Origin of the sequence: Sinanaerobacter chloroacetimidivorans (assembly GCF_018128545.1) — a bacterium.
GTDB lineage: Bacteria > Bacillota > Clostridia > Peptostreptococcales > Anaerovoracaceae > Sinanaerobacter > Sinanaerobacter chloroacetimidivorans.
Map to the genome: position 1 here is coordinate 1 of NZ_JAGSND010000036.1, position 12279 is coordinate 12279.

The 12279-nt window shown below is 44.3% G+C and carries 13 protein-coding genes; all 13 read left to right on the forward strand.

Annotated features, from left to right (window positions below):
* Positions 1–366: 366 nt before the first annotated feature.
* The 13 genes from KCX82_RS22415 to KCX82_RS22475 all read left to right on the forward strand — a co-directional run bounded on the left by KCX82_RS22415 (position 367) and on the right by KCX82_RS22475 (position 12095).
* A complete protein-coding gene (locus tag KCX82_RS22415) occupies positions 367–639 on the forward strand; it encodes an HPr family phosphocarrier protein (protein ID WP_227020666.1) in 273 nt (90 codons plus the stop codon).
* A gap of 321 nt (positions 640–960) precedes the next feature.
* The gene (locus tag KCX82_RS22420; protein ID WP_227020667.1) at positions 961–1434 is read left to right on the forward strand and encodes a PTS sugar transporter subunit IIA; all 474 of its coding nucleotides are present in this window, start codon (positions 961–963) and stop codon (positions 1432–1434) included.
* 88 nt (positions 1435–1522) lie between these two features.
* On the forward strand, positions 1523–2905 hold the full coding sequence (locus tag KCX82_RS22425; protein WP_227020668.1) for a PTS galactitol transporter subunit IIC: 1383 nt from the start codon (positions 1523–1525) through the stop codon (positions 2903–2905).
* Between the two features lie 171 nt (positions 2906–3076).
* A complete protein-coding gene (locus KCX82_RS22430; RefSeq protein ID WP_227020669.1) occupies positions 3077–3358 on the forward strand; it encodes a PTS sugar transporter subunit IIB in 282 nt (93 codons plus the stop codon).
* A gap of 39 nt (positions 3359–3397) precedes the next feature.
* On the forward strand, positions 3398–4429 hold the full coding sequence (locus KCX82_RS22435) for a zinc-dependent dehydrogenase (protein WP_227020670.1): 1032 nt from the start codon (positions 3398–3400) through the stop codon (positions 4427–4429).
* Positions 4430–4445: 16 nt separating this feature from the next.
* The gene (locus KCX82_RS22440; protein WP_227020671.1) at positions 4446–5153 is read left to right on the forward strand and encodes an SDR family NAD(P)-dependent oxidoreductase; all 708 of its coding nucleotides are present in this window, start codon (positions 4446–4448) and stop codon (positions 5151–5153) included.
* Positions 5140–5892 (forward strand): SDR family NAD(P)-dependent oxidoreductase, encoded by a 753-nt coding sequence (locus KCX82_RS22445; RefSeq protein WP_227020672.1) that lies wholly within the window; start codon positions 5140–5142, stop codon positions 5890–5892. The genes KCX82_RS22440 and KCX82_RS22445 overlap by 14 nt, the downstream gene beginning before the upstream one ends.
* A 19-nt stretch (positions 5893–5911) precedes the next feature.
* A complete protein-coding gene (locus tag KCX82_RS22450) occupies positions 5912–6190 on the forward strand; it encodes a PTS sugar transporter subunit IIB (protein ID WP_227020673.1) in 279 nt (92 codons plus the stop codon).
* A gap of 15 nt (positions 6191–6205) precedes the next feature.
* Positions 6206–7252 (forward strand): NAD(P)H-dependent glycerol-3-phosphate dehydrogenase, encoded by a 1047-nt coding sequence (locus KCX82_RS22455; protein WP_227020674.1) that lies wholly within the window; start codon positions 6206–6208, stop codon positions 7250–7252.
* Between the two features lie 93 nt (positions 7253–7345).
* Complete coding sequence (locus KCX82_RS22460; RefSeq protein ID WP_227020675.1) at positions 7346–10330, forward strand: sigma 54-interacting transcriptional regulator; 2985 nt, start codon at positions 7346–7348, stop codon at positions 10328–10330.
* Between the two features lie 16 nt (positions 10331–10346).
* Positions 10347–10811, forward strand: a complete 465-nt coding sequence (locus KCX82_RS22465) for a hypothetical protein (protein WP_227020676.1) — start codon at positions 10347–10349, stop codon at positions 10809–10811.
* 1 nt (position 10812) lies between these two features.
* Positions 10813–11604, forward strand: coding sequence for a Cof-type HAD-IIB family hydrolase (locus tag KCX82_RS22470; protein ID WP_227020677.1), 792 nt, complete (start codon positions 10813–10815; stop codon positions 11602–11604).
* A gap of 14 nt (positions 11605–11618) precedes the next feature.
* Entirely contained in the window at positions 11619–12095 is a 477-nt protein-coding gene (locus KCX82_RS22475) for an RpiB/LacA/LacB family sugar-phosphate isomerase (protein WP_227020678.1), read from the forward strand.
* The last annotated feature ends 184 nt before the right edge of the window (positions 12096–12279 follow it).

Consider the following 12279-nt stretch of genomic DNA (forward strand, 5'->3'; position numbering starts at 1 on the left):
ATTGTTACTTCGGTTGACAGGAGCTATGCACAAAAAGTGGCACAGCATGCCATGAGCCTTACCAGAGCGGAAGAAATAGAAGCATACCTGAAAGATGAACTGAAAGGACTTGGCCTTGACTATATCCTCGAACTGTAGCACGTTTGTACTGAAAGAATGAGGACACAAATCATTGCACCTGAATCGGTAGGATTTTCAAATTCTGCCGATTCAGAGGGTATGAATTACATATGAACTCCACCCTTTACCCTAATATAGAAATATTTTATATCAAAAGCATTTTGATTCAAGATGAAATTATATTATAATAAATGAAACATACGATTAGAATGATTAAGGAGATTCAGAGTTTTTAAGAGGTATCCTATGTATCAGCAAGAAGTTACCATTATAAACAAGTCCGGACTTCATGCAAGACCTGCAGCCGAGTTTGCGCGGGCCGCTTCCTTATTTCGGTCCAGTGTGAGTATCCTTCATAAAGATCAGACCATCAATGCAAAAAGTATCATCAATATTCTTGCCGGGGGGATTATACGAGGCTCTCGCATTGTAATTCGGGCAGAGGGTCCGGATGAAATCATCGCCGTGGAGACCTTAGCCTCCATGGTAGAAAGCGGAATCGGTGAAACTGCCAACTGATTGATGCTGTGAGATAATATATAATAATAGTAAAAAGGCTTTTGGTAACAGCGGTTAAGACCCTGTTACTTTTTTATCTCTTATAAACTATGGGCAGCGGAGCGCACAGCCACATTTTATCCCATGAAAAAAAAGGAGAATCCACAATATATACAACTGTAGAGATGTATATATTGTGGATTTATTTTTATGAGCCTTTGCAGTGCAACGCATACACATTTTATACAAATTTTGGCATGCTTATTGCTCTATATATAGGCGTGAATAAAAAGTAATTTGAATCTAATTAGCAATGAAAGTAAAAACATAGGGGGAGTGCAAGTGGAAGGATTATCAAGCTACATCTCGGAGGACCTGGTGATGATTCATATGAATGCAGGAGATGAATTTACATGTATCGATCAACTAGGCAATTTATTATACACAAAAGGTTTTGTAAAGGACACCTACACACAGGCAGTAAAAGATCGTGAGAAAATATATCCTACAGGATTGTCTACCAGTGGTGTTGGGGTGGCCATTCCACACACGGACGCGATTCATGTAAACAAACCTGCGGTGGCAATCGGTACTTTGGAAAAACCAGTCTTATTTCATCTGATGGGGGATGATGAACAAAAAGTGGAAGTGCAGTTGTTGTTTCAACTTGCAATCAATGAACCCTCAGAACAACTGCAGATGCTGCAGAGCCTGGTTGGATTATTTGCGAATGAAGAACTGCTCAGGAGTCTGCAGCAGGCAAAAAATCCATCCAGCCTCATCGCCTTGATTCGCAAAGAACTATCAGAAGAATAAGCAAAAGAGAAGTTATTTATGAAAGGAAGGTAATTGTGGAACAATCCCCAATCCAACCTTTTAAAATAATAATTAAGGAGGAAAAAGTATGACAATTATCAAAACAGCGGTAGACTTTATTCTTGGTCTGGGTGTATCGGTAATGATGCCAGTCATCATCACGATTTTTGGACTGGTATTGGGGCAAGGCTTTAAAAAGTCATTCCGCGCAGGTATTACCATCGGCGTTGGTTTCGTGGCCATTAATCTGGTTGTTGGCCTCTTGCTGGGGTCGGTAGGTCCTGCGACGACAGCCCTTGTTGAGAATCTGGGGTTCCAGCTTGACATTGTAGACGTTGGTTGGCCTATCGGTGCGGCTATATCCTTTGGCACACCTGTTGCCCCGCTATTAATTCCCATTATTCTTATCATGAACTTGATCCTGCTGGCACTCAACTTCACAAAGACGATGGACGTGGACATCTGGAACTACTGGCATTTCATCTTTGCAGGTTCCGTTGCCTACTATTCTACCAACAACTTGTTCCTTGGCATTCTTGCCGGTTGTCTGACCGCTGCCGTTACGTTCAAATTGGCAGACTGGACCGCACCTGTTCTGGAGCACCACTTCGGCCTCCCTGGTGTATCCCTTCCACACAGTGAAACCGTCAACTTTGCACCGATCATGTATTTAATGAACAAAATTGAAGACAACATTCCTGGCCTGAACAAATTGCAGGCAGACCCGGAATCCATCCGTAAAAGATTCGGCCTTATGGGGGAACCGATGATGATGGGATTGCTTCTCGGAATGCTGATGGCGATTCTGGGCGGATTTGACCTGAAGGGCATTCTGACCCTCGGCATCGAGATCTCAGCCGGCTTGACGATTATGCCTAAAATGGTTGCACTCCTGATGGAAGGCTTGATTCCATTCTCTGAGGGTGCAAGAGAATTTATCCAAAAGAGATTTCCAGGAAAAGACGTATATATCGGTCTGGATGCCGCTATCGTAATCGGACATCCGGCTAACATGGCTGTTGCTCTGTTGATGGTGCCCATTGCGATCGGTTTGGCGGTAATCCTTCCTTATAATAGAATGCTTCCTTTGGCAGACCTCTCGGTACTTCCTTTCACAATGGTGTGGGCCGTAGCCGCGTCAAGAGGCAATATTATTCGTGGTATCATCAACGGGATCGCCACTATGTGTATCGTGTTCTTCCTTGCCACCAACCTTGCTGAACTGTCAACGATCATGGGTCATGCAGTAGGATTCGACTTCCCGGAGGGGGCAACACTGATTTCCGGTATCGACTCCGGTTCCCATATCATTCCTTGGATCATCATCCAGTTGATGAACTTTAATAACCCTGCCATGATGGCTTTAGGCGCTGGCGCCGCGGTTATCTATGGAGTGATCTGGTACTTTGTCAGAAATGATATTAAAAAGCAATATGCAAAAGAGCTTGCTGAGGCGGAAGCCAACGAATAAAAACATATATGGTGTAGCATGTAACGGGATAGCCGGCTTGTAGCATAGCTGCAAGCCGGTTCACAATCATAGCTTGCCCAGTTTGCTTCGCAAACTGTTGGCGAACTTATGCAAGGAAATCACAAATATTATATTTGTAGATTTCTACTACTAAGAAAGGAGTAATTTAAAATGGCTAAGAAAAAAATATTGGTGGCTTGCGGAACAGGCATTGCCACATCTACAGTTGTAGTGAATAAAGTCAAGGAAATGCTCACTGCAAAAGGGCTTGATGTGTCAGTAGACCAGTGCAAGGCTTCTGAAGTCCCTGGTAAGGCTTCGTCCTATGATCTGATTGTTGCCACCACGCCAATTACAGGATCTGGTGATACACCGGTAATCAGGACCCTTTCCTTTCTCACTGGAGTCGGCATCGACAAGGACATTCAAACAATCATTGAAAAATTAAAATAAAAGTTAAGAACAATAACGGATCTAGGAAAGGGGCTATATATGAAAGCTGCAGTTTATTATGACATAAATGATATCAGAATGGAGGATAGAGACCTACCGGAACTGCTGGAAGGAGAAGCCCTGATCAAAATGCATGCCTGTGGCCTTTGTGGGACTGACATCCATAAAGCTGTCCACAAAACCGTAAAACCTGGAACGGTACTCGGCCACGAGGTGGGCGGTGAAATCGTAAAGTTAGGAAAAGGGGTTGACAATTTTCAGATTGGTCAACGTATCTTTCTTGCACATCACGTGCCCTGCTTTACTTGCCATTATTGCCGGAGGGGACACCATACGGTTTGCAAACAGTGGAAAGAAACCAATATCGAGCCCGGAGGCTTTTCCGAATATATCAAGGTATCTGCACTTCATGTGAAGCATTCTATGGTCAAATTACCTGACAACATGACTTATGAGCAGGCTGCTATGATGGAACCGACAGCTTGCGCACTTCGCGCCATAGAGCGTGCCAACATAAGGCCGGGAGACAGTGTCATGATTGTTGGGACAGGACAGGTGGGTGCAATCCTGCTGCAACTGGCAAAGGCTTTTCGGGCAGGCATGGTCATTGCAAACGATGTTTCGGAATATCGCCTTGAGATGTCACGAAAGCTAGGGGCTGACAGAATCATCAATGGAGCGAAGGAAGATATGAAGGCAAAAGTGATGGAAATGACAGAAGGTCAAGGAGTGGATGTAATTTTTGTGGCAGCAGCAGTGCCTGCTCTCCTTTCTGCAGCGGTAGATTGTGCTTCCAAGGGAGGGACTGTCCTATCCTTCGCCATATTCAATCAGGGTACCACTGTTTCTGTTGATGCCAATCGTATCTGTATGGATGAAGTCAGCCTGATCGGCAGTTATTCGTCCACACCCTTTGAATACCCCACGGTACTGGAGTTGATCAGTAAAAGGGCTATCGATGTTGATACGATGATTACTCACAGGTTCGCCCTGAGTCAACTGAATGATGCCATCAAGATCGCTTCCGATCCGAAAGCAAAATGTCTCAAAGTTATGATAACTCCAAATTGACATAGGAGGTAGACCATTGATAGAAATTAACCTAGAGGGTAAGACTGCGTTAGTGACTGGCTGCGATGACCACGAAGCCAGAAACGTGGCGGAACTCTTAGCCCAGGCTGGTGCTCGTGTTGCTTTCCAATATAAAAAAGAGGAAAAAACTGCGTTGGAACTAGCAGAGAAGATTAGCAGAACTGGCAGAAAATCAGAAGCGTTTTTCGCAGATCTCAGCAACTATCAGGATGCAGAGTGTCTGACCAACCAGATACTCGCATCCTATGGGAAAATTGATATTCTCATAAATGACATGAAACTTTATTCCCAGACCCCGGTAATGGAATTGTCCATGGAACAATGGAATGAGTCGCTGCAGTATAATTTATACAGTGTTTATCATATTTCAAGATGTGTCAGTGGTTTCATGGCTGATCAGGGAAAGGGATCCATCGTCAACATTACATCAGCTACCCCCTTTTCAGGTATGGGAGGAGGAATCGATTTTTCAGCTTCTGAGGCTGCAGTGCACGGGATTACTCTGGCCATGGCAAGGGAGCTGACCTCGAAAGGAATCAGGGTCAACGCCATTGCACCAACAATAGAGATTTTTGAAAATCGTAACGACATCGGCAGATTCGCCGTTTATCTTGCATCCTCTCTTGCGGATGGCATCAGTGGCGAAATTTTTAAATTAGATGGTATGCTTTGCCGGGAAGGAGATGTTTATGCGAAAATTTGATTTACAGGGGAAGGTTGCCCTCATTACTGGTTCCGGTAAAGGAATCGGACGAGAGATCGCGTTACAGATGGCTAAGGCAGGTGCAAGAATTGTGGTCACGGATGTCTCCGAAGAATCCGGCAGTACGGCATGTCAGGAGATTCGCAGCCTGGGAGCTGATGCGGTTTTTATTCCCATGGACATAAGCAACCCAAGGGATGTGGAAAAGGCAAAGGAACTGACCCTGGCCATCTTCGGCGGACTGGATATCATCGTCTGCAATGCAGGAATCACATTCCGCAGAGACTTTGCGGACCTGACACCCGAAGAATTCCATAAGACAGTGCACATCAATTTGACGGGAACCTTCAACACCATTAAAGGCCTGCTATCCCCGCTGATTGATAACGGAAGCGGCAAGATTATCCTGATTTCATCTGCATCAGCATACACCGGAAGCGGAGGCGGTGCACACTATTCCGCCACCAAGGCAGGGCAAATCGGTTTGGCCAGAACACTTGCTAAGGAATTGGGTCCAATGGGGATCAACGTAAACTGCATCGCACCAAGAACAATTGTCACTGAAATCCTTGATCACCTGTATCCTCCCGGACCATCCCGGGACGCCCTCATCGGACAGATCCCACTCAGGAGGATCGGCATGCCGGAAGACATCGCCAATGCAGCAGTTTATCTGGCTTCTGAAGAGGCTTGCTATGTCAGTGGGCAGACCCTTTTGGTAGATGGTGCAAGAACATAAAATTAGGGAGGATTTGAAAATGGCAAAAAAAATACTGGTGGCATCCGGAACATCCACCAATAAGATGAAATTTGCAGTAGATACAATCAAAAGCATTTGCAGCAGTAAAGGCGTAGATGTTGAAGTCAAGGCTGAAAATGTCTACGATGTGAAACTGGAAAACGAAAATCCTGATGTGATCGTAATTATTGGTCCAAATAGCTTTAAGACAGAGATTCCTATTGTCAGCGGAATGGCATTTATTACGAAAATGGGAATGGAAAAAGCTGTGGATGAAATTATAGCAAAATTGCAGTAAAATAAAGGGGATAAGATGGCAATCATATTAATTCTTGGAGCCGGGGCCATGGGTAGTGCCTTCAGTTTTCCTCCTGCTGATTTGGGGCATGAGGTGATGCTGGTAGGAACTCACTTGGATCAGGAAATTATCCGTGAACTGAAAAAAAGTGGTATACATCCAAAATTGAAAATGAAACTACCGGATCAGGTACAGGTTTTTTCCCATGAAGAGCTAGGTGCAGCCATGATCTGCCAGCCGGATGTGATCATACTTGGCGTGAGTTCCGCTGGTGTAGCTTGGGCGGTGCAGGCTCTTGGCCCTCTTCTGGAACAACCGGTGCCAATCCTATTGTTAACGAAAGGACTTGCAGTGGAGGAAGATCGACTGATGATCCTGCCCCAGTTCGTTGCAGGAGGACTTCATGGGTTTGGCATCGGGCAATTTACAATTGGAGCAGTGGGGGGACCATGCATTGCAGGAGAGCTTGCAGCCCGCAGGGATACAAGTGTGACCATAGCCTACCCGGACCGCGAGAAATTCTACTGGTTGAATTCTTTGTTCAAGGCTCCATACTATCATATTCATTACACAACTGACCTGGCCGGACTTGAAATTTGTGCGGCAATGAAGAATTTTTATGCACTTGCTGTAGGGTATCCATCTGGTTATTTGGATATGACAGATCAACTCCAAAACAAGGCTCAGATGCACAATCTTTCGGCGGGGCTCTTTACTCAGTCTATCAAGGAGATGGCAATGCTTGCGGACTGGATGGAAGGAACAAGTGAGAACGTGTATGGCTTGGCCGGTATCGGAGACCTTTATGTAACTTGTCAGGACGGACGAAACAGTAGAATGGGAAAGCTTTTAGGCTCAGGAATGACCTATAGCACCGCCAAGAAGGAAAAGATGCCTGACGACACTGTCGAGGGCGCCGAGCTTGCTCTGAAGATAGGACCGCTTCTGGAACACTTGTTTCAGAAGGAAATTTTAGATAAGAAGAAATATCCATTGGCCAGGATAATCATTGATGCAATTTGCCATGATGCTTTGATGCAGATCCCTTGGGCATTGTTTTAATAAGGTATGATAATTAGCGTATGATTCGCTAATAATTAGCTTGAAGAGGAAAATGGAACAAGATGCAGTTTCCATTTAAGTGGGTGTAGGAACATGATCGAAAAAATCAGAAGTTGTATTAATACCGAAGACAAGAAGAATCCCCTGACGGATGAGCAGATCGCTAAGAAACTCGGGATAAAAAGGGAACAGGTCACTGCTCTGAGGCGAAAGGACAACATTCCTGATTCTCGTGAAAGAAGAAAGCCTTACCTGATGAAGTACATGGGCGAACTCTTGAAAAACAATCCAACTATCAAAGAGAGTACCCTGATCGATAAGATTAACAGTAATGGCTATGAGGTCTCGAGATTTCTGGTACGTCAATATACAGAAGAGATACTGATTCAGTCAGGACTTTCTAATAAGGACTCCGCATCAAAACAGAAAGACACAGGATCAACCCTCAGAGTCGCGGTGGAGACGAAAACACATGAAGATCCCTTTTCCCACATTATCGGGCATAAAGAAAGCTTAAAGTCTGTTATCATGCAGGCGAAAGCATCGGTACTCTATCCGCCGAAAGGCCTTCATACCATGATTTATGGAGAGCCTGGAGTAGGAAAAAGCGATCTGGCAGAGTCCATGTATCATTTTTCAAAGATTTCAGGGATGATAGGTGAAACTGCACCATTTATCGCTTTCAACTGTGCGGATTATGCAAACAACCATCAGCTGCTGATGGCACAGCTCTTTGGACATGTCAAAGGAGCCTTTACCGGAGCGGAGAAAGAGAAAGAAGGCTTGGTGGAAAAGGCAAATGGCGGCGTTTTGTTTCTGGATGAGGTTCATCGACTCGGGCCCGAGGGTCAGGAGCAGCTTTTTTATTTAATTGACAAAGGCAGTTTCCGAAGACTCGGAGAAACCAACAGCAACCGGAAGGTTTCTCTGCAGATTATCATGGCAACAACAGAAAATCCTGACTCAACACTCCTTTTGACATTCCGAAGACGTATTCCCATGATGATAGAAGTTCCGCCCCTGTATGCAAGACCGCTAAAAGAAAGATTTGAGTTAATTGCAAACTTCTTTTCAAGGGAATCCACCAGAACAAATACTCCAATCGAGGTGGATTCTGAGGTTGTCCGGGCTCTGCTGCTCTATGAATGCCCCGGTAATATCGGCCAGCTTTGGAGCGATATCCAGGTATCCTGTGCAAGGGGGTTTTTGGATCGGATGGTGAACCAGGCTGACCTGATAAAAATATCGGTAGATGACTTGCCGCAGCATACAAGAAAAGGACTGCTTAAAATACAAAACAGGGGTGAGGTTGAAAATCTTACCCGGGGCAATCTTGAAATCTCGCCTGGAAACCTGACTGGGAAACCGCTTTTTAAAGAAGACCTTTATTCTCTGCCATCAGAGATCTATCCTTATATCGAAAAGAGATACGCGCAGCTTCAAAAGCAGGGCATGACTGACGAGATCATTAACTCTTACATCGGAGGGGAACTTGACAGCCGGTTCAAAAAAGTGATCCAGAATATCAATCGCAATTCCAGGACTTTGATGAAAACCGATCTGGCAAACCTTGTGGGCATCGAAATCGTAGATCTGGTGGAGAAAATGTTAAAAATAGCAGAACGTAAGCTTAACGTAAGCAGCGATACCCTGTTTTACAGCATTGCAATTCACCTGAAAACCACCATAGACCGCATCAAACAGGGTAAAGTTATTCTCAATCCAAGAACCTTGCAAATCAAGGAAGAACACAAGGAAGAATTTGAGGTCTCAGAACTCATGATTGCTCTGGCTGAGGAAACTTTAAACATTAAGTTTCCGGAAAGTGAGGTGGGCTTCATGACTATGTGCATCCTTACACTTTCTGAGCAGGAGGAAGCAGAAGATGAAGGGCGGGTGGGAATCGTACTCATCTCCCACGGGCATGTGGCCAGCGGAATGAGCGAGGTGGCTAACCGGCTGCTGGGTGTATCCCATGCCAAGAGTGTGGAGATGTCTCTGGATGAAAGCCCGGAAGATGCTTTAGATCGTGTAATAGATGCGGTAACCAATGCGGATGAAGGCAAAGGAGTGGTTCTCCTGGTGGACATGGGATCTTTGGTGACCTTCGGTGAAATCGTGACGCAAAAGACAGGAATTATCACACGTGTCATTGTCAGGACCGACACGGTGTTAGTTATAGACGCAGTACGAAGAGCAATCATTCCCGGTATGGACATCGACCAGTTGGTCAGTGTCCTGGAGGAAAATCCTAAATATATCACTCGTCTTTCCCAAAAGGGCGTTTTGGATAATACTTTGAAGCCAAAGGTAATTCTAACCCTTTGCATCACAGGGGAAGGCTCTGCACTGAAAGTGAAAGAGCTCCTTGAGAACTTGCTTCCGGATCTCACCGAAAAGTTGCAAATCATCCCAATTGGTGCGATTACCGGAAATACGAAGGAGATCATTGCAAGCATACGGAAATCCAAAGACGTGATAGCAGTGGTTGGTACAATCAATCCTAATATACAGGATTTACCGTTTATTTTTATTGAAAGCATTCTGAATGGCGCTGGGACCAACCAGCTGAGGCATCTTGTTGATTTCACCGTGTCCTCAGCAGTTTCGGACAGAAAGTCTTCCGAAGGGATAGAGAAAAAGTCCGGTACCCACTTAGTAGAATTATTTTCACCCGCTCTTGCTCTATTTGATTTGAAGGGCAGCACAAAGGAAGAAATTATACAAAAAATGGGCAATATTATGAAGGACAATGAAGTGGTTACCAGTGGGTTTACAGAAAGTGTCCTTGAGCGAGAAACGTTATCCAGCACCTTTATCGGATACCATTCGGCCATTCCTCATGCGGATCCAAGGTATATCAAAAAACCGGTGATTGCTTTTGCAAAACTGAAAAACAAGATCCTATGGGATGGCCATCCGGTGCGGTTTGTATTTATGCTGGGGTTGCCGGAAGACGGACAGGAAATTGTGTCACAGTTCTATAGAATGCTAGTGTCGGATGGATTTGAAGAGGAAATGGAACAGCTGGAAAGCGGACAGCAGCTACTGGAACTAATTCGAAATAGAATCATGTAGTTTAAGGAGATAAAAGATGAAGGATTACAGCTATCGTACGGGTTATTACCTGGTATCCATACTCGGTCCCAATATTATGATGATCGGTGTACTGCTTTGGGGAATTTATGACCGCCTTTCCGGAAATAACAGTCTGATCCACCAGTTCATCATTACCGTTATTCCCCTCCTTTTACTCAGTTCCTTCGTCGCCATGAATCAGCCACGCCGCATAACGGACGACGGCGATAACATCACATTTTATGGATTTTTCCAAAAACATGCATACAAGTGGTCTGAGATTGAATTTCTCAGAATCCGCAGATTTATCATGACGGACCGTGTGCTTGTGAGAATTGGAAAGGAAAGAGTTCTGGGAGGAAGATACTGGCTTGATACCGACTCCTTGCAGGGGAGCAGGGAACTGCTGGAGAAAATGATCCCTTATGATCCCTTGTACGAACTGAACAACAAGGCAAAGGCCAAGAGAAAGAAGAAATAATATGTATAAAATGATTGCCATTGATTTGGACGATACCCTGTTAAATGACTGCCACCAAGTAGGGCTGGAGGATAGAGAGGCTTTGCTTAGGGCAAAAAAAGCAGGAATCAGACTATGTATGATGACGGGCCGAAATTATTTATCTACGAAACCATATCTTGAAATGGCTTCCTTTCAAGATATGATGGGTTGCTTGAATGGTGCATACATAGTTGATCCCGGTACAGACAGTTTTCTGTACCAATATTCTATCAACGGGGATATCTGTGCCGAGATCTTGAAAGATATTGAAAAAACAGGAACACATATTAATCTCTATCATGACCATAAAGCGGTCAGTAGAGAAAGAAATCATATGACGAAATATTACAGGGATCTGACTGGTATTGAACCGGAGCCTGTGGGGACCTTATCCGAATATGTTCTTGCTGTTAACGTAGGAAAATTGTTGCTGATCGATGAAAATGAAAAATTAAAACAAATCCAAAAAGAATTGAAACAAAAATATCATCAGGTTGTGCAGTTTACTTTTTCAAAGCCAGGACATCTCGAGGTAAACAGCATCCATGCATCGAAAGGAAATGCAGTAGAGGCCATAGCCGAACATTACAATATTGCACGAGATGAGATCATTGCCATCGGCAATGATGAAAATGATATTTCAATGCTGCAGTTTGCAGGCTTGGGTGTTGCCATGGGCAATTCGTCGAATCAGGTAAAAAGCCATGCGAATGTAGTCACACGTTCCAATAATGAAAGCGGAGTGGCACATGTCATCGAGGAATATTTATAAAGGAGTTGTATTGTATGGAGCACAGTAGATTAAAAATAGCAATAGACTGTGATGATGCTGCAACAGGATTGAAAAAGGTCCTATTTGATTATCTGGTTGAAAAAGGGATCCAGATTACGGATTTAAATTATAGGGGAGCAGGTTCTGCCATGTATCCTGACATTGGATATCATCTGGCTAGAAAAATAAAAGAGAAGGAATTTGACAGAGGCATTCTTTTGTGCGGTACGGGTTTAGGAATGTCTATCGTTGCTAATAAGGTTGAGGGTGTCTATGCAGGAGTCTGCCATGATGTATACTCTGCAGAACGGCTGTGCAAGAGCAATAATGCTCAGATCATCACGTTGGGGGCCCGGGTTGTGGGTCCGGAACTGGCGAAGAAAATCATTGAAGCATGGATCCAATCGGAATTCGAAGGAAACGGATCTCTGGCAAAAGTAAAAAGAATTCATGAATTAGAATCCGAAACATTTCATGCGTTGGAAGTATGACACAAATGGGAATCGGCGGGGAACCGTTCGTTAACCAGAGGAGTAAAATAATCACAAAATTGTAATATAGTAGCACATCCTTGAGTAAGGAGGAAAAGAAAATGGAAATCAACAAAGAAAAACTGAAAGAAATGTATATAAAGATGCTGCATACAAGGCTGTTCGAAGAGAAGGTGGCATATTT

What these genes read in the sequence shown, in the direction of transcription:
- KCX82_RS22425 (WP_227020668.1), top strand. Translation starts at nt 1,523, where the DNA reads ATGACAATTATCAAAACAGCGGTAGACTTTATTCTTGGTCTGGGTGTA.
- KCX82_RS22465 (WP_227020676.1), top strand. Translation starts at nt 10,347, where the DNA reads ATGAAGGATTACAGCTATCGTACGGGTTATTACCTGGTATCCATACTC.
- KCX82_RS22455 (WP_227020674.1), top strand. Translation starts at nt 6,206, where the DNA reads ATGGCAATCATATTAATTCTTGGAGCCGGGGCCATGGGTAGTGCCTTC.
- KCX82_RS22415 (WP_227020666.1), top strand. Translation starts at nt 367, where the DNA reads ATGTATCAGCAAGAAGTTACCATTATAAACAAGTCCGGACTTCATGCA.
- KCX82_RS22470 (WP_227020677.1), top strand. Translation starts at nt 10,813, where the DNA reads ATGTATAAAATGATTGCCATTGATTTGGACGATACCCTGTTAAATGAC.
- KCX82_RS22435 (WP_227020670.1), top strand. Translation starts at nt 3,398, where the DNA reads ATGAAAGCTGCAGTTTATTATGACATAAATGATATCAGAATGGAGGAT.
- KCX82_RS22475 (WP_227020678.1), top strand. Translation starts at nt 11,619, where the DNA reads ATGGAGCACAGTAGATTAAAAATAGCAATAGACTGTGATGATGCTGCA.
- KCX82_RS22430 (WP_227020669.1), top strand. Translation starts at nt 3,077, where the DNA reads ATGGCTAAGAAAAAAATATTGGTGGCTTGCGGAACAGGCATTGCCACA.
- KCX82_RS22460 (WP_227020675.1), top strand. Translation starts at nt 7,346, where the DNA reads ATGATCGAAAAAATCAGAAGTTGTATTAATACCGAAGACAAGAAGAAT.
- KCX82_RS22445 (WP_227020672.1), top strand. Translation starts at nt 5,140, where the DNA reads ATGCGAAAATTTGATTTACAGGGGAAGGTTGCCCTCATTACTGGTTCC.
- KCX82_RS22450 (WP_227020673.1), top strand. Translation starts at nt 5,912, where the DNA reads ATGGCAAAAAAAATACTGGTGGCATCCGGAACATCCACCAATAAGATG.